16 protein-coding genes are annotated in these 15,705 nt (G+C 72.3%); 11 read left to right on the top strand and 5 right to left on the bottom strand.

Going from position 1 to position 15,705, the window contains the following annotated elements:
* Nucleotides 1–9: 9 nt before the first annotated feature.
* Nucleotides 10–1,224: a radical SAM family heme chaperone HemW gene (gene hemW, locus AB0B66_RS23345; RefSeq protein ID WP_360533507.1), complete on the top strand. Its 1,215-nt coding sequence runs from the start codon at nt 10–12 to the stop codon at nt 1,222–1,224.
* A gap of 6 nt (nt 1,225–1,230) precedes the next feature.
* Here hemW and AB0B66_RS23340 read toward each other — a convergent pair whose 3' ends face one another.
* A complete protein-coding gene (locus AB0B66_RS23340; RefSeq protein WP_360533504.1) occupies nt 1,231–1,731 on the bottom strand; it encodes a DUF4870 domain-containing protein in 501 nt (166 codons plus the stop codon).
* Between the two features lie 229 nt (nt 1,732–1,960).
* Between AB0B66_RS23340 and hrcA the strand changes: the two genes are divergently transcribed.
* From hrcA to AB0B66_RS23325, 3 genes are all read left to right on the top strand, one after another.
* Nucleotides 1,961–2,983 carry a heat-inducible transcriptional repressor HrcA gene (hrcA, locus tag AB0B66_RS23335; protein WP_360533501.1) on the top strand — a complete coding sequence of 341 codons (1,023 nt, stop codon included), beginning with the start codon at nt 1,961–1,963 and terminating at the stop codon, nt 2,981–2,983.
* Between the two features lie 42 nt (nt 2,984–3,025).
* Nucleotides 3,026–4,156, top strand: coding sequence for a molecular chaperone DnaJ (dnaJ, locus tag AB0B66_RS23330; protein ID WP_360533498.1), 1,131 nt, complete (start codon nt 3,026–3,028; stop codon nt 4,154–4,156).
* Nucleotides 4,157–4,251: 95 nt separating this feature from the next.
* A complete protein-coding gene (locus tag AB0B66_RS23325) occupies nt 4,252–4,986 on the top strand; it encodes a 16S rRNA (uracil(1498)-N(3))-methyltransferase (RefSeq protein WP_360533495.1) in 735 nt (244 codons plus the stop codon).
* A gap of 204 nt (nt 4,987–5,190) precedes the next feature.
* Here the strand turns inward: AB0B66_RS23325 and AB0B66_RS23320 are convergent, their stop codons facing one another.
* Complete coding sequence (locus AB0B66_RS23320) at nt 5,191–5,955, bottom strand: SDR family oxidoreductase (protein WP_360533492.1); 765 nt, start codon at nt 5,953–5,955, stop codon at nt 5,191–5,193.
* Nucleotides 5,956–5,978: 23 nt separating this feature from the next.
* Between AB0B66_RS23320 and AB0B66_RS23315 the strand changes: the two genes are divergently transcribed.
* The 6 genes from AB0B66_RS23315 to AB0B66_RS23290 all read left to right on the top strand — a co-directional run bounded on the left by AB0B66_RS23315 (nt 5,979) and on the right by AB0B66_RS23290 (nt 11,402).
* A complete protein-coding gene (locus tag AB0B66_RS23315; RefSeq protein WP_360533489.1) occupies nt 5,979–6,332 on the top strand; it encodes a histidine triad nucleotide-binding protein in 354 nt (117 codons plus the stop codon).
* Between the two features lie 10 nt (nt 6,333–6,342).
* A complete protein-coding gene (locus AB0B66_RS23310) occupies nt 6,343–7,716 on the top strand; it encodes a serine hydrolase domain-containing protein (RefSeq protein ID WP_360533486.1) in 1,374 nt (457 codons plus the stop codon).
* Nucleotides 7,717–8,086: 370 nt separating this feature from the next.
* The gene (locus AB0B66_RS23305) at nt 8,087–9,130 is read left to right on the top strand and encodes a PhoH family protein (RefSeq protein ID WP_360533483.1); all 1,044 of its coding nucleotides are present in this window, start codon (nt 8,087–8,089) and stop codon (nt 9,128–9,130) included.
* A 17-nt stretch (nt 9,131–9,147) separates the two neighbouring features.
* Entirely contained in the window at nt 9,148–9,699 is a 552-nt protein-coding gene (gene ybeY / locus AB0B66_RS23300; protein WP_203692514.1) for an rRNA maturation RNase YbeY, read from the top strand.
* Nucleotides 9,700–9,739: 40 nt separating this feature from the next.
* Entirely contained in the window at nt 9,740–11,056 is a 1,317-nt protein-coding gene (locus AB0B66_RS23295) for a hemolysin family protein (RefSeq protein ID WP_360533479.1), read from the top strand.
* Nucleotides 11,049–11,402: a cytidine deaminase gene (locus AB0B66_RS23290; RefSeq protein WP_360533476.1), complete on the top strand. Its 354-nt coding sequence runs from the start codon at nt 11,049–11,051 to the stop codon at nt 11,400–11,402. The genes AB0B66_RS23295 and AB0B66_RS23290 overlap by 8 nt, the downstream gene beginning before the upstream one ends.
* Before the next feature lie 62 nt (nt 11,403–11,464).
* Here AB0B66_RS23290 and AB0B66_RS23285 read toward each other — a convergent pair whose 3' ends face one another.
* The 3 genes from AB0B66_RS23285 to AB0B66_RS23275 are packed head-to-tail and all read right to left on the bottom strand — an operon-like array spanning nt 11,465 to nt 14,498.
* Nucleotides 11,465–12,274 (bottom strand): sugar phosphate isomerase/epimerase, encoded by an 810-nt coding sequence (locus AB0B66_RS23285; protein WP_360533473.1) that lies wholly within the window; start codon nt 12,272–12,274, stop codon nt 11,465–11,467.
* Nucleotides 12,271–13,356 (bottom strand): dihydrodipicolinate synthase family protein, encoded by a 1,086-nt coding sequence (locus tag AB0B66_RS23280; protein ID WP_360533470.1) that lies wholly within the window; start codon nt 13,354–13,356, stop codon nt 12,271–12,273. The genes AB0B66_RS23285 and AB0B66_RS23280 overlap by 4 nt, the downstream gene beginning before the upstream one ends.
* Nucleotides 13,353–14,498, bottom strand: a complete 1,146-nt coding sequence (locus AB0B66_RS23275) for a Gfo/Idh/MocA family oxidoreductase (RefSeq protein ID WP_360533467.1) — start codon at nt 14,496–14,498, stop codon at nt 13,353–13,355. Before AB0B66_RS23275 ends, AB0B66_RS23280 begins: the two co-directional genes overlap by 4 nt.
* A gap of 133 nt (nt 14,499–14,631) precedes the next feature.
* Here AB0B66_RS23275 and AB0B66_RS23270 point away from each other — a divergent pair, with 133 nt between their 5' ends.
* Nucleotides 14,632–15,657 (top strand): LacI family DNA-binding transcriptional regulator, encoded by a 1,026-nt coding sequence (locus AB0B66_RS23270; RefSeq protein WP_360533464.1) that lies wholly within the window; start codon nt 14,632–14,634, stop codon nt 15,655–15,657.
* The last annotated feature ends 48 nt before the right edge of the window (nt 15,658–15,705 follow it).

Below are 15,705 nucleotides of genomic sequence, written 5' to 3'. Positions count from 1 at the left end.
ACTAGAGCCGTGGCCCAGCTTCCCGACGGTGAACCCGTACCCGACACCGGTGTCCTGCCCGAGTCCGCGCTGGCCGACGTCGGCGGGCGCGGCTTCGGCGTGTACCTGCACGTGCCGTTCTGCGCCAGCCGCTGCGGGTACTGCGACTTCAACACCTACACCGCCTCGGAGCTGGGCGGCGCGGACACCGAGGGCTACGTCGAGGCGGTGCTCGCCGAGCTGGCGCTGGCCGCGAAGGTGCTGCCCGCCCCGCCGCGCGTCGACACCGTCTTCGTCGGCGGCGGCACGCCCACCCTGCTCAAGCCGGCCCAGCTCGGCCGGATGCTGGAAGCGGTCGACAGCACGTGGGGACTGGCCGCCGGCGCGGAGGTCACCACCGAGGCCAACCCCGAGTCGGTGAACCCCGCCTCGCTGCGGGAGCTGCGCGCGGCCGGATTCACCCGGATCTCGCTGGGCATGCAGTCGGCCGCGCCCGGGGTGCTGCGCATCCTGGACCGCAAGCACACCGCCGGGCGCGCCCCGGCCGCCGCGCTCGAGGCGCGGGAGGCCGGGTTCGAGCACGTCAACCTGGACCTGATCTACGGGACGCCGGGGGAGACCGAGGACGACTTCGCCGCCTCGCTGGCCGCGGTGGTCGGCGCGGGGGTGGACCACGTCAGCGCGTACGCCCTGATCGTGGAGGACGGCACCCGCCTGTCGGCCCGGATCCGGCGCGGGGAGCTGGCCTCCCCGGACGACGACGTGGCCGCGGACCGCTACCTGGCGGCGGAGGCGGCGCTGTCCGCCGCCGGGTTGGGCTGGTACGAGGTCTCGAACTGGGCCGCCGACGAGGCCGCCCGGTGCGCGCACAACCTGCTCTACTGGCGCGGCGGCGACTGGTGGGGCCTCGGGCCCGGCGCGCACAGCCACGTCGGCGGCGTGCGCTGGTGGAACGTCAAGCACCCGGCGAAGTACGCGGCCCGGCTGGCCGAAGGGCTCTCCCCGGGCCTGGGCCGGGAGGTGCTGACCGAAGAGCAGCGCCACACCGAGGACGTGCTGCTGCGGCTGCGCCTGATCGAGGGCCTGCCGCTGGCCGTACTGGACGAGGCCGGGCGCGCCGCGGCCGGGCAGGCGCTGGCCGACGGGCTGCTCGAACCCTCCGCGTACGCAGAAGGCCGCGCAGCGCTGACGCTGCGCGGCCGTCTCCTCGCGGACGCGGTGGTCCACTCCTTGCTGGCCTGGTGACCCGGCTTACTTGATCAGGTTCATGGTCAGCGGGTACTTCGGCAGCTCGCCGTTGTTGGCCTTGACACCGGCCATGACGCCCATGATCAGCGGGAACAGCGGCACGAAGAACAGCACCATGGGCAGGATCAGCCAGCTCAGGCAGCTGCCGACGCAGAGGCTCACGATGCTGATGACGCCCCAGAGGATCTGGAAGTTCAGCGCGGCGGTCGCGTGCGCCTTGACCGTGGGCGACTCGTTGCCCTTGACGAGCAGGGCGACCAGCGGAGCGACGAACCAGGTCAGCGCGCCACCGAAGTGGGCGACCAGGGCCCAGGTCTTGTCATCCGGGTTGGCGTAGCCGACCGGGGCGGGGCCGCCGACCGACGGCGGAGGGGTGTAGCCGCCAGGGGCGGACGGCGGGGGAGACGCGGGGGCCGACGGCGGCGCTGCCGGGGCCGGCGGCTCGTAAGAGGGGGCCGAAGGAACCGGCGGCTCCGAGGAGCCGGGCGGGGTGGGTTCACTCATGCCCGACAGGCTAGGTCTGTGGATCAATCGGCGCCAGTCAACACCCGTGACCGATAGGCGACACACTGCGAGCCGATCGGCCGAGTTTACCCGCTGTCCACTTTGTCGATGTCCGCGCCAGGTGTCGGATGCCGCGTGGTGTCGACCCCGTCACCACGCCTATGCCGTCCGGGTGACGGCCCACGTAGACTGGCACTCGCTCACGACGAGTGCCAGCCGGGAGGTGCGTATGGGTCTGGATGACCGCAAACTCGAAGTGCTGCGTGCCATCGTCGAGGACTACGTCGCGACGCAGGAGCCGGTGGGGAGCAAGGCGCTGGTCGAGCGGCACGCCCTGGGTGTGTCGCCGGCGACCGTGCGCAACGACATGGCCGTGCTGGAGGAGGAGGGTTTCATCCGCCAGCCGCACACGTCGGCCGGCCGGGTGCCCACCGACCGGGGCTACCGCCTGTTCGTAGACCGGCTGTCGCGGGTCAAGCCGCTCTCCCCGGCCGAGCGCCGGGCGATCGAGCGGTTCCTGGTCGGCGCGGTCGACCTCGACGACGTGGTGCACCGCGCGGTGCGGCTGCTCGCGCAGCTCACCCGCCAGGTCGCCGTGGTGCAGTACCCGAGCCTGACCCGGTCCTCCGTACGCCATCTGGAACTGGTTCCGGTCTCCACCACCCGGCTGCTGCTCGTCATGATCACCGACACCGGCCGGGTCGAGCAGCGGGTCGTCGAGCTGCCTGGCCCCGTGGAGCCGGACGAGATCACCGAATTGCGCCGCACCCTCAACGCGACCCTGGTCGGCGTGAAGCTGGTGGACACCCCGCCGCTGGTGCAGGGTCTGGTCGAGCGGGCCGAGCCGCAGGGCAAGGCAACCATGAGCACGCTGGTCAGCGTCCTGCTGGAGACCCTCGTCGAGCGGCACGAGGAACGGCTGGCCCTCGCCGGCACGTCGAACCTGGCCCGGATGGGCCCGCTGGACCTGACCACCGGCGCGCTGCGGCCGATCCTGGAGGCGCTGGAGGAGGAGGTCATCCTGCTCAAGCTCTTCGACGAGGTGAAGTCGGGCGCGGCCCGGGTGCGCATCGGCGACGAGAACGAGGTCGTCGACCTGCGGGCCACCTCGGTGGTCAGCACGGGCTACGGTCCGGGCGCGACCGTCGTCGGCGGGATGGGCATCGTCGGCCCGACCCGCATGGACTACCCCGGCACCATCGCCACCGTTCGCGCCGTGGCGCGTTACGTGGGCGAGATGCTGGGACATTGATTCCGAATTTCCTGTTGTTGCTGAACGAGGCTTGAGGACAGCGTGGCCAAGGACTACTACGGCATTCTCGGCGTTCCCAAGGACGCCGACGCCGACGACATCAAGCGGGCTTACCGCAAGCTCGCCCGTCAGTACCACCCGGACGTCAATCCGGACCCGGCCGCGGCGGAGAAGTTCAAGGACATCAACAACGCGTACGAGGTCCTCTCCGACGACCAGAAGCGGCGCATGGTGGACCTGGGCGGCGACCCGCTCGCGCCGGGCGGAGGCGGCGCGGGTCCGGGCGGCCCCGGCGGCGGCCCGTTCGTCGGCTTCCAGGACATCATGGACGCCTTCTTCGGCGGCAGCGGCTCGCGCGGCCCGCGCCCGCGCACCCGGCCCGGCGCGGACGCCATCCTGCGGCTGGACCTCGACCTGTTCGAGACCGCGTTCGGTGTCGAGGCGCCGATCACCGTGGACACCGCGGTGCTGTGCACCACCTGTTCCGGCGCCGGCACCGCGGCGGGCACCCACCCGCAGACCTGCGACACCTGTGGCGGGCGCGGCGAGGTGCAGTCGGTGCAGCGCACCTTCCTGGGCCAGGTCGTGTCGTCGCGCCCGTGCAACGCCTGCCAGGGCTTCGGCACCACGATCCCGCACCCGTGCCCGACCTGCGCCGGCGACGGCCGCGTCCGCACCCGGCGCAGCCTGACCGTGAAGATCCCGGCCGGCGTCGAGGACGGCATGCGGATCCGGCTGGCCAACCAGGGCGAGGTCGGCCCCGGCGGCGGCCCGTCCGGCGACCTGTACGTGGAGATCCACGAGCGGGCCCACGACGTGTACGCGCGCAAGGGCGACGACCTGCACTGCAAGGTCACCGTCCCGATGACCGCCGCCGCCCTGGGCACCCGCCTGACCATCAAGACCCTGGACTCCGAGGAGCAGGTCGAGGTCAAGCCCGGCACCCAGCCGAACTCGACCCTGCGCATCCGCGCCAAGGGCGTCCCGCACCTGCGCGGCACCGGCCGCGGCGACCTGTTCGTGCACCTCGACGTCCGCACTCCCACCCGTCTCGACGGCGAGCAGGAGCGCATGCTCCGAGAGTTCGCCCGCGCCCGCGGCGAGGAGGTCGCCGAACTCTCCAAGCAGGGCGGCTTCTTCTCCCGAGTCCGCGACGCCTTCAACGGCCACTGAGGGGTCTCTTCACCGCGTTGATCATGAACTTATGGACGTGTTCGACGGCGTGTCGGCACCCATAAGTTCATGATCACCACTGGAGGATGTCTGCCGTGAGTGCGCCGCTGTTCCTGGTCGACGAGCTGCCTGCGGGGCGGGTCTACACGCTCGGTGGGGCGGAGGGCCACCATGCCGCGACGGTGCAGCGGCTGCGGGTGGGCGAGGCGCTGCTGCTCGCCGACGGGCGCGGTGGTCTGGCGTCCGCGGTGGTCCAGGCCATCGGCAAGGGCACGCTCGATCTGGCCATCATCGAGCTGCGGTACGCCCACGCGCCCGACCCTCGCCTGGTCGTCGCCCAGGGCATCGCCAAGGGCGACCGGGGTGAGCTGGCCGTACAGGCGATGACCGAGGTCGGCGTCGACGAGATCCTGCCCTGGGCCGCGTCGCGCAGCGTCGCCCAGTGGCGCGGCGACCGGGGCACGAAGTCCCGCGAGAAGTGGGCGGCGGTCGCCCGCGAGGCCGCCAAGCAGGCCCGCCGCACGTTCCTGCCCGTGGTCGGCGGCGACCCCGACCTGTCCACGAAACAGCTCGTCCAGCGGCTCACGACGGCCTCGGCCGTGTACGTGCTGCACGAGGAGGCGACCGAGCGGCTGTCCCAGGTCGAGCTGCCCGCCGCCGGGGAGATCGTGCTGGTCGTGGGCCCCGAGGGCGGCATCGACGATGCCGAGATCACGGCGTTCCTCGCCGCCGGTGCGGTGGCGGTGCGCCTGGGCGAGAACGTGTTGCGTACCTCGACAGCCGGCGTCGCGGCCCTCAGCGTGCTCGCCACCCGCCTGCACCGCTGGTGACTCCCCGGGCGACTTTGCTCTGCACCCATTTGCTTGCTCTGCACCCACCGGCGCAACGGCCGCGTCCGGTCACCGCCGCGAGGTGAGCACCCGACTGCGGCGCGTCCGCCATGATCGCTCGACTTGCCAGGCACCTGTGCGAAAGCGTGCTCAAGATACGCACACCTGCCAGGCAAGTTGGACGATCAAGGCCGCAGGGCCCGGTCAGCGGAGGTGGGAGGCGCCGTTGAGGTCTAGGACGGCGCCGGAGGCCCATTCGGCGGCGGGGTCGGCGAGCCAGAGGACGGCGGCGGCGATCTCCTCGGGGCGGGCGACCCGGCCGAACGGGCTCTGCGCGGCGTGTTCGGCACCGCGGGGGACCTTGTAGGCGGCGTTGGTCTCGTCCTCCTGGACGTAGCCGGGGGCCACGGTGGCGACGGCGATGCGGTACGGGGCCAGCGCCACGGCCAGGGACTGGCCCATGGCGTGCAGGCCGGCCTTGGCCGCGCCGTACGCGGGCTGGCCGGGCTCGCCGCGGTAGGCCCCGCGGGAGCCGACGTTGATCACGCGGGCGGACGGGGAGCCCGGGGGACGGGCGAGCATGTGCCGGACCGCGCAGTAGGTGACGTTCGCCGGGCCGGTCAGGTTCACCGCGAGCGTGCGCGTCCACAGCTCCTGCCACTGCTCGTAGGTGACCCCGGTGATCGGGTGCGGGTAGGCCTGCCCGGCGTTGTTGACCAGCACATCCAGCCCGCCCAGCGCCTGTGCGGCAGCATCGACCATCGTGGCGACGGCGGCCGGGTCGGCGAGGTCCGCGCGTACCACCGCGTGCCCTTGACCAGGCAGCGATGCCCGCAGCGATTCGGCGAGGTCGGCGGAGTCGCGGTGGTGGATGGCGACGCGGTCGCCGCGGGCGGCGAACGCGGCCGCGACGGCCCGGCCGACGCCGCGCGACGCCCCGGTGACCAGCACCGCTCGTGAATCGGACATGGAGGCAGCCTACGATCTGTCTCGTGACCGTTGCCGACTGCCTGTTCTGCCGCATCGTGGCGGGGGAGATCCCCGCGACGGTGGTCGCCGAGACCGAGCGCACCCTCGCCTTCCGGGACATCGCGCCGAAGGCCCCCACGCACGTGCTGGTGATCCCGAAGGAGCACTACGCCGACGTCGCGACACTGGCCGCGGGCGATTCCGCGCTGGCCGGCGAGGTGCTGGCCACCGTCGCCGACGTGGCCACCGCCGAGGGCGTGGTCGGCGAGGGCTTCCGGGTGATCTTCAATACCGGCGCGTCGGTGGGGCAGACCGTGTTCCACGCGCACGCGCACGTGCTCGGCGGCGTCGACATGGACGGCGATCTCACCGGGTAGTCTCGCCGCCGTGGCAGACCTGAACCGCACTCTCGAACGCCTGGTCCGCGCCGTACAGGCCGAGGCCCGGGTGCCCGCCCTCAGCGTGGCGCTGCGCCGCGACGACCGTCCGCTGTGGACATTCCAGGTGGGCGGGTCCGGCAACCCCGGCGCGCCCCTGGACGCCGACACCCCGTTCCGGATCGGGTCGATCACGAAGACCTTCACGGCGGTCCTGGTGCTGCAATGCCGCGACGCGGGCCTGCTGGACCTCGACGACCCGATCGGCTCCCACCTCGACGTGCCCGCGCACGGCGGGCTGACCATCCGGCGGCTGCTGTCGCACACCGCGGGCCTGCAGCGCGAGCCGGTCGGCGACGTGTGGGACACGCTGAGCCCGCCGGACCTGCCCGGCCTGCTCGACGACCTGGCCCGCACCGAGGCGATCCACCCGCCCGCGCGCCGCTTCCACTACTCGAACCTGGGCTTCGCGCTGCTGGGCCACCTCGCCGCGCGGCGGCTCGGCGGCGACTGGTGGGACCTGGTCGACGAGCGCATCTGCCGCCCGCTGAACCTGTCCGCCACCACGTACGGTGCGCCCGCGCACGCCGCGACCGGTTACCTGGTCGACGAGTACTCCGACCACGCCCGGCCGGAGCCGCCGACCGACTTCGGCGCGGTCAGCCCGGCCGCGCAGCTGTGGAGCACCGCGGCCGACCAGGCCCGCTGGGCGGCGTTCCTGACCGACCCGGCCTCGGTGGACCCGGACGGGACGGTGCTGGCCGCGGACACCCTCGCCGAGGCGCGCTGGCCGCTCACGCCACGCAACGAGACGCTCTGGGGCTCGGGTGTGGGCCTGGGCCTGATGCTGTGGCCCCGGGAGGGCCGTGTGCTGCACGTCGGACACAACGGCGCGATGCCCGGCTTCCTGGCCGCCGCGTGCGGCCGCCACGGCGGCCCCGGCAACCCGGGGGGTATGGCCGCAGCCGTGCTGGCCTCCTCCGGCACCGCCTCGGCGATCATCGACCTGCCGCACCGGCTGATCGAGGAGGCGCTGGCCGCCGACCCGGTCGACGTCGCGCCGTGGACCCCGGGCGAGCCCGCCCCCGAGCACCTGCGCAGCGTGCTGGGCCGCTGGTGGGGCGAGGGCTACGAGTACGTGTTCCGCTGGGAGGGCGGCGTGCTGACCGGGCGCGGCGCGGACGACCCGGCCGACGCGCCCCCGGCCGTCTTCGCGGCGCTGCCCGGCGAGCCGGACGTGCTGCGTACCGTGTCGGGCCGGGAGGTGGGCGAGCGTCTGCGCCTGACCCGCGACGCCGGCGGCGAGGTGGTTCGGATGCACTGGGCGACCTACCGCTTCACCCGCCGCCAGGAGACCTTCGACGGCGTATGGGTGAGCAGCTGAACTGGCGCCCGCCTTCGCGGGCGCGGGGTTCGGCCTCTCAGCCTCCCTTACCCGCCGGTCGCTCGTCCGCTGCGCGGACTTCCGCTCCTGGCGGGTGCGGTCGGCGGCCGAACTGAGCTGCCGGCGCCCGCCTTCGCGGGCGCGGGGTTCGGCCTCTCGGCCTCCCTTACCCGCCGGTCGCTCGTCCGCTGCGCGGACTTCCGCTCCTGGCGGGTGCGGTCGGCGGCCGAACCCGGCGGATAGCGGGCACGCCGTCATAACCACTGGCGGCGATGGTGGGATCGGTGACTACGATGGGACCAGCGGGCGGCGACCTGAGCCGGTCCGGTGAGTGCGGAGAGCAGGTGGCGGAAGGCCGGTCGGCCGACTTATGAGCGTTGGTTCTTCTTCGAACGCGGTGCAGACCAAGATCACCGTGTCCGACCCGAGTGTCATGGTCCAGTTGCTGGGCACCGGCGATCGCGTGCTCAAGCTCATCGAGAAGGCCCTGTCCAGCGACATCCTGGTCCGGGGCAACGAGATCACCATCACCGGCCCGGCGGCCGAGAACGCGCTTGCCGAGCGCGTCTTCGGTGAGCTGCTGGAGCTTATCGAGAAGGGCGAGACGCTGACCGAGGACGCCGTCCGACGCACCGTCGGCATGCTGACCGATGAGGGCACCACCGAACGGCCTGCCGAGGTGCTCACCCTCAACATCCTCTCCCGCCGCGGGCGCACCATCCGCCCCAAGACCCTCGGCCAGAAGAAATACGTGGACGCGATCGACGCGAACACGATCGTCTTCGGCATCGGCCCGGCGGGCACCGGCAAGACCTACCTGGCCATGGCCAAGGCGGTCCAGGCCCTGCAGGCCAAGCAGGTCACCCGGATCATCCTGACCCGGCCCGCGGTCGAGGCGGGCGAGCGGCTGGGCTTCCTGCCCGGCACGCTCAACGAGAAGATCGACCCGTACCTGCGCCCGCTCTACGACGCGCTGCACGACATGATGGACCCCGAGTCGATCCCGCGCCTGATGACGCAGGGCACGATCGAGGTGGCTCCGCTGGCGTACATGCGCGGCCGGACGCTCAACGACGCCTTCATCATCCTGGACGAGGCCCAGAACACCACGCCCGAGCAGATGAAGATGTTCCTGACCCGTCTCGGCTTCAACTCCAAGGTCGTGGTCACCGGTGACGTGACGCAGGTCGACCTGCCGGGTGACCAGCGCAGCGGCCTGCGGGTCGTGCAGGAGATCCTGGACGGCCTGGACGACGTGCACTTCTCCCGGCTCACCAGTGCCGACGTGGTGCGGCACCGGCTGGTCGGCGAGATCGTCGACGCATACGAGAAGTGGGACTCCGACCAGCAGCGTGAGACGCTGCCGGCGAACGTCCACTCCGTGCCGCGACGCGGCGCGGGGCGACGCCGCTGACGAACAAGGAATAAAGAGTGTCTATCGAGATCGCCAACGAGTCCGGAATCGACGTCGACGCGGACAACATCGTCGCCGTCGCCCGGCACGCCCTGGTCCAGATGGGGGTCAACCCGCTCGCCGAGCTGTCGGTGCTGCTGGTCGACTCCGATTACATGGCGGAGCTCAACCACCGCTGGATGGACAAGGACGGCCCCACGGACGTGCTGGCCTTCCCGATGGACGAGGACACCATCGACCACGGCCCGTCGGAGTCCTCCGGCGGGCAGCCGTCGCTGCTCGGCGACATCGTGTTGTGCCCGGAGGTGGCCGCGGCGCAGGCGCTGCGGTACGGCTCCGCCGACCCGCGCATGCGCACCGGTGATAGCGTGCCGGATGCGCCCGCCCCCGGGCTGCACGGTGACTACAGCACCGCGGACGAGCTGAGCATGCTCACCATCCATGGCGTGCTGCATCTGCTCGGCTACGACCACGCCGAGCCGGAGGAGGAGCGGGAGATGTTCGCCCTGCAGGGCAAACTCCTGGACAGTTGGCAGGCTCGGGCAGCGGGCGGGGCGAGCGGATCATGAATCCTGCCCATACCGTCCCGACTCGTGACGGGGCAGTGCCGTGACCGAGCTGGGCGGACTGCCCGACGTGCCGCTGCTGTGGTCGGCGGCCGGTCTGGTGGTGCTGGCGGGGCTGTTCGCGATGACCGAATCGGCCCTAGCCGTGATCTCTCCCGCCCGCGCGGCGGAGCTCAACCGGGAAGGCCAACGCGGCGCGGCGGCGCTGCAGGCGGTGGCGGCCGACGCGGTACGCCACATCAACCTGCTCCTGCTGCTGCGGCTGCTGTGCGAGCTGACCGCCACCACCCTGGTGGCCCTGGTAGCCGTGGACACGTTCGGGCCCGGCTGGACGGCCGCGCTGGTCACCGCCGGCGCGATGAGCGTGATCAGCTTCGTGGTGGTGGGTGTGGCCCCGCGCACGATAGGCCGCCAGCACGCGTACGAGGTGGGCCGCTACACCGCCCCCGTGCTGCGCTGGCTCGGCCGGGTGCTCGGCCCGCTGGCCAGCCTGCTGATCATCATCGGTAACGCGGTCACCCCGGGCAAGGGCTTCCGTGAGGGGCCGTTCGCCAGCACCCAGGTGGAGCTGCGCGAGCTGGTGGACCTCGCCGAGCAGCGCGGCGTCGTGGAGCACGGCGAGCGCGAGATGATCCACTCCGTGTTCGCGCTGGGTGACACCATCGCCCGCGAGGTCATGGTGCCCCGCACCGAGATGGTCTGGGTGGAGTCGACCAAGACCGCCGAGCAGGCGCTCGCGTTGGCCCTGCGCTCGGGCTTCTCCCGGGTGCCGGTCATCGGCGAGTCCGTCGACGACGTGCTCGGCGTGGTGTACCTCAAGGACATGGCCCGCCAGGTGCAGGAGGGCGGCGCGGCGACGCCGGTCGAGCACCTGATGCGGGTCGCGGCGTTCGTGCCCGAGTTCAAGCCCGTCGACGACCTGCTGTCGGAGATGCAGGCCGCCCGCACCCACCTCGCCATCGTCATCGACGAGTACGGCGGCACCGCCGGCCTGATCACCATCGAGGACATCCTCGAGGAGATCGTCGGCGAGATCACCGACGAGTACGACGTCGAGCGGCCGCCGGTCGAGCGGCTGGAGGACGGCGCGGTCCGGGTGACCGGGCGGCTGCCCATCGAGGACCTCGGCGAGCTGTTCGACGTCGAGCTGCCCGCCGACGAGGTGGAGACCGTCGCCGGCCTGCTCGCCCAGGCGCTGGGCCGGGTGCCGATCCCCGGCGCGCGGGTGTCGGTGGGCGGGCTGACCCTGGTCGCCGAGGGCACCACCGGCCGCCGCAACCACATCGACACGGTGCTCGTGAAGCGCGAGGAGCCGGCCGACGAGACGACCCCCTCCGAAAGGCACATGGCAGATGTCTGACGTCACCGGAGAGTCCGTCTCCGCCGAGGACCGCAAGCTGCTCACCATGGCCCGCTCGGCCCGCGCCCGGATCGGCGCGATCGAGGGCGCGGCGGTGCGCGACGGCGACGGGCGCACGTACACCGGGGTGAGCATCAACCTGCCGTCGTTCTCCGTGTCGGCGCTGCGGCTCGCGGTGGCCTCGGCGGTCGCCGCGGGCGCGAGCACGCTGGAGGCGGCCCTCGTGGTCACCGAGGCGTCGAAGGTCGACGGCCAGGACCTGGCCGCTGTCCGCGACGTCACCACCGGCATCCCCGTCTACCTGGCCACCCCCGACGGCTCCATCGCCGCCGCAGGCACCGCCTGACAGACGAAAGGAAGGGCACCTTCTACAACGCATAGCGTTGTGAAGGTGCCCTTCCTTCGTTCTCAGACGGGGCCGAGGTGGGTGAGGTGGCGGTCGACGACCGTTTTCACGGTGTCGGCGGGGTCGGTGTCCCAGATCGTCTGGTTGAAGATCTCGACCTCGACGTGGCCGGTGTAGCCCGCGCGGCGGACCGCGTCGGTGATCGGGGCGAAGTCGATGTGGCCGTCGCCGACGTGGCCCCGGCCGAGCAGCATGTCCGCGGGCAGCGGGACGACCCAGTCGCAGACCTGGTACGCCGAGATGCGGCCCTCGGCGCGGCTGATCTGCGCGAACAGCTGCGGGTCCCACCACACGTGGTAGGTGTCGACGACGACGCCGACCTCGTGCGGGGCGAACGGCTCGGCCAGGTCCAGAGCCTGGCCGAGGGTGGAGACCACCGCCCGGTCGGCGCAGAACATCGGGTGCAAGGGCTCGATCGCCAGGCGTACGCCGAGGCCGCTCGCATACGGCACGAGCTGCTCCAGGGCGCGGGCCACGTTGGCGCGGGCCGCGGGCAGGTCCTTGGAGCCCTCGGCCAGCCCGCCGACGACCAGCACCAGCTCGGCGGTGCCGAGGGCGGCGGCCTCCTCGATGGCGCGCCGGTTGTCGTCGAGCGATGCAGCCGAGCCGGTGGTGACGAAGCCGCCCCGGCACAGGCTGGTGACGGTCAGCACGTGCTGGTCGAGCAGCCGCCGGGCGGCCTTCGCCCCGCCCGCCGCCTCGACCACGTCCCGCCACGGCCCGATGCCGGTGATGCCGTTCTCGGAGCACAGCCGGGCGGCCTGCGCCAGCGTCGCCTTCTTGATCGTGGCGGTGTTCAGCGACAGCCTCATGCGGTGCCGTCCAGGTAGCGCGCGAGCCGGTCGGCGGCCAGGTCGGGGTCGTCGAGCACGCCCGCCTCCCCGGCCAGGCGGTGCAGCTCCAGCAGGTGGTCCCGGGAGCGGGAGTGCTCCTGGCCGCCGACCATCACGAAGCGGTCCTGGTGGCCGTTGAGCCAGGCCAGGAACACGATGCCGGTCTTGTAGTGGTAGGTCGGCGCGCCGAAGATGTGCTTGGCCAGCGGCACGGTCGGGTCGAGGACCGCGCGGAATCCGGCGGTGTCGCCCGCGTCGAGCAGTTCCAGCGCCTTCGCGGCGGGGACCGCGATGGCGTCGAAGATGCCCAGCAGCGCGTCCGAGTAGCCGACCTCGTCGCCCGCGATCAGCTGCGGGTAGTTGAAGTCGTCGCCGGTGTAGAGGCGTATGCCCTCGGGCAGCCGCCGCCGGATCGCCACCTCGCGGGCCTCGTCGAGCAGCGACACCTTGATGCCGTCGATCTTGCCCGCGTTGGCGTGGATCAGCTCCAGCGCGCTCTCGGTCGCCGCGTCCAGGTCGGCCGCGCCCCAGTAGCCGGCCAGCGCAGGGTCGAACATGTCGCCCAGCCAGTGCAGGATCACCGGCTGCTCGGCCTGCGCCAGCAGCTTGCCGTAGACGGCGTGGTAGTCGGCCGGACCGGTGGCGGCCGCGGCCAGCGCCCGCGACGCCATCAGGATGACCTTCGCACCGGACTCCTGCACGACGTCGAGCTGCTCGGCGTACGCCGCCTCGATGGCGGCCAGGCTGTGCGCGCCGGGCGGGAGTTGGTCGGTGCCTGCTCCGCAGGCCAGCCGACCGCCGACGGACCTGGCCTCCGCGCCGCTGCGGCGGATCAGTTCCGTGGTCGCGGCCCAGTCCAGGCCCATGCCGCGCTGCGCGGTGTCCATCGCGTCGGCGATGCCCAGTCCCAGCGACCACAGGTGGTGCCGGAAACGCATGGTCGCGTCCCAGTCGACGATCGCCGGGCGGCCCGCCCCGTTGTCGGCGGCCGGGTCGGCCACCACGTGCGCGGCGGCATAGAAGACCCGGCTGCGCGCGACCGTCCCGGTCTGCGCGCTCACAGGTCGCCGACCAGGATCTTGCGGCCCTCGCGGGCCGACTGGAGGCCGAGTTCGGCCAGCTGCACCCCGCGGGCGCCCGCGTACAGGTCGTGGCCGTACGGCGCGTCGGCGACCACGTACGCCAGGAACTCCTCCCACTGGCGCTTGAAGCCGTTGTCGTACACGTCGTTCTCCGGCAGCTCGCTCCACTGGTCGCGGAAGTCGTGGCTGACCGGCAGGTCCGGGTTCCACACCGGCTTCGGGGTGGTGGCCCGGTGCTGGATCCGGCAGTTGCGCAGGCCGGCCACGGCGCTGCCCTCGGTGCCGTCGACGTGGAAGGTGACCAGCTCGGTGCGGTCCACGCGGGTGGTCCAGGAGCTGTTGACCGAGGCGACGATGCCACCTTCCAGCTCCAGCACGGCGTACGCGGCGTCGTCGGCGGTGGCCGGGTAGGCGTTGCCCTGCTCGTCCCAGCGCTGCGGGATGTGCGTGGCCATCTGCGCGTAGACCGAACGCACCGGGGCGATCACGTGGTCGAGCACGTACCGCCAGTGCGGGAACATGTCGAGGATGATGCCGCCGCCGTCGGAGGACCGGTAGTTCCAGCTCGGACGCTGCGCGGCCTGCCAGTCGCCCTCGAAAACCCAGTAGCCGAACTCGACCCGCACCGACAGGATGCGGCCGAAGAAGCCCGACTCGACCAGGCGGCGCAGCTTGAGCAGGCCCGGCAGGTAGAGCTTGTCGGCGACGACGCCGTGCTTGATGCCCGCGGCCCGCGCCTCGTCGGCCAGCGCGACGGCGTCGGCCAGCGACTCGGCGGTCGGCTTCTCGGTGTAGACGTGCTTGCCGGCGGCGATGGCCTGGCGCAGCGCGGCGACGCGGGCGGTGGTCACCTGCGCGTCGAAGTAGATCTCGTTGCTGTCGTCGGCCAGAGCCGCGGCCAGGTCGGTCGTGTAACGGGTGAGCCCGTGCAGTTCGGCGAGCTGCTCCAGCTTCGCGGCGTTGCGGCCGACGAGCACCGGCTCCGGCCACACCACCGTGCCGTCGGCGAGGGTGAGGCCGCCCTGCTCGCGGATGGCCAGGATGGACCGCACCAGGTGCTGGCGGTAGCCCATCCGGCCGGTGACACCGTTCATGACGATGCCGACAGTTCTGCGGTCCATGCTCGTACCTCTCGGTCTGGCAGGTCGTGACGCGCGCACGACCTGTCGGGATCGGGGGCCGCCTCTCGGGAGGAGTTGCGGCGAGGGCGGGGGTGGAAAGCGCTTTCCGCCTGCGAGGCGGTACCCTACGCCCATGCCTCGAACCTCGTCAACCAGAGCGCCCGGCGGCGCCGTCACGCTGCAGCAGGTCGCCACGGCGGCCGGTGTCTCGCTGGCCACCGCGTCCCGCGTGCTGCACGGCAGCGGTGGGCGCAGAGTCGCCGAGGCGCTCGCCGAGCGGGTCACCACCGCGGCCGCCGAGCTGCGCTACGTCGCGCACGCCCCGGCGCAGTCGCTGGCCCGCTCGCGCAGCACGGTCGTCGGGGTGCTGGTGCACGACATCGCCGACCCGTACTTCGCCGCGATCGCGGCCGGCGCGATGGACGTGGCCCGCGAGCACGACCTGATGGTGCTGGTGGCCAACACCTTCCGCGATCCGGGGCTGGAGCGCGATTACCTGGCCCGGCTGCGCGCGCAGCGGGCCCGCGCGGTGCTGCTGGCGGGCTCGGCGTTCGTCGGCGAGCCGTTCGCCGAGGAGGTGGCGGCGTTCGCGGAGTCGGGCGGCCGGGTGGCCGCTATCGGCGCGCACGGCACCGGCATCGACACCGTCGAACCGGACCAGTACGGCGGCGGCCGCCTCATCGCCGAGCACCTGGTCGCGCTGGGGCACCGCGAGATCGGGGTGATCACCGGCCCGGCGGGCCTGGCCACGGTTGCCCAGCGGCTGGCCGGCTTCACCTCCGTGGTGACCGGGCCGCGGTTGGTCCACGCCGACTTCACCCGCGAAGGCGGTCGTGTTGCGACCCGTGAGCTGCTGAGCCGTCACCCCGAGCTGACCGCGATCTTCGCGCTGAACGACCTGATGGCGGCCGGCGCTCTGGCCGCCCTGCGCGAGTTGGCCCGCCCCGTGCCGGAGCAGATCTCCGTGGCGGGCTTCGACGACCTGCCGGTCGCGACCGACCTCACTCCGGCGCTGACCACGGTGCGGTTGCAGCTGGCCGACATCGGCGCGCGGGCCATGCGGCTGCTGCTCGACGACGAGCCGGGCGGACGGCTCGTGCCCGCCCCCGCTGAGCTGGTGATACGCGACAGCACCGGGCGGGCCAGCACGCTGCACTGATCTACCTTTTTTCCCAAAAAACCTGATTAGTCCGGTTTGAGACAAATC

Source organism: Catellatospora sp. NPDC049111 (assembly GCF_040648615.1).
GTDB classification, from domain to species: Bacteria; Actinomycetota; Actinomycetes; order Mycobacteriales; family Micromonosporaceae; genus Catellatospora; species Catellatospora aurea.
Note: the sequence above shows the minus strand (reverse complement) of the source record. Positions and strands in the feature narration are given on the sequence as shown.

Bases quoted from the DNA above. Each gene is read 5' to 3' on its own strand.
- AB0B66_RS23340 (WP_360533504.1), bottom strand. From the start codon at position 1,731: ATGAGTGAACCCACCCCGCCCGGCTCCTCGGAGCCGCCGGTTCCTTCG.
- hrcA (WP_360533501.1), top strand. From the start codon at position 1,961: ATGGGTCTGGATGACCGCAAACTCGAAGTGCTGCGTGCCATCGTCGAG.
- AB0B66_RS23320 (WP_360533492.1), bottom strand. From the start codon at position 5,955: ATGTCCGATTCACGAGCGGTGCTGGTCACCGGGGCGTCGCGCGGCGTC.
- AB0B66_RS23305 (WP_360533483.1), top strand. From the start codon at position 8,087: ATGAGCGTTGGTTCTTCTTCGAACGCGGTGCAGACCAAGATCACCGTG.
- AB0B66_RS23290 (WP_360533476.1), top strand. From the start codon at position 11,049: ATGTCTGACGTCACCGGAGAGTCCGTCTCCGCCGAGGACCGCAAGCTG.
- AB0B66_RS23285 (WP_360533473.1), bottom strand. From the start codon at position 12,274: ATGAGGCTGTCGCTGAACACCGCCACGATCAAGAAGGCGACGCTGGCG.
- AB0B66_RS23275 (WP_360533467.1), bottom strand. From the start codon at position 14,498: ATGGACCGCAGAACTGTCGGCATCGTCATGAACGGTGTCACCGGCCGG.
- AB0B66_RS23270 (WP_360533464.1), top strand. From the start codon at position 14,632: ATGCCTCGAACCTCGTCAACCAGAGCGCCCGGCGGCGCCGTCACGCTG.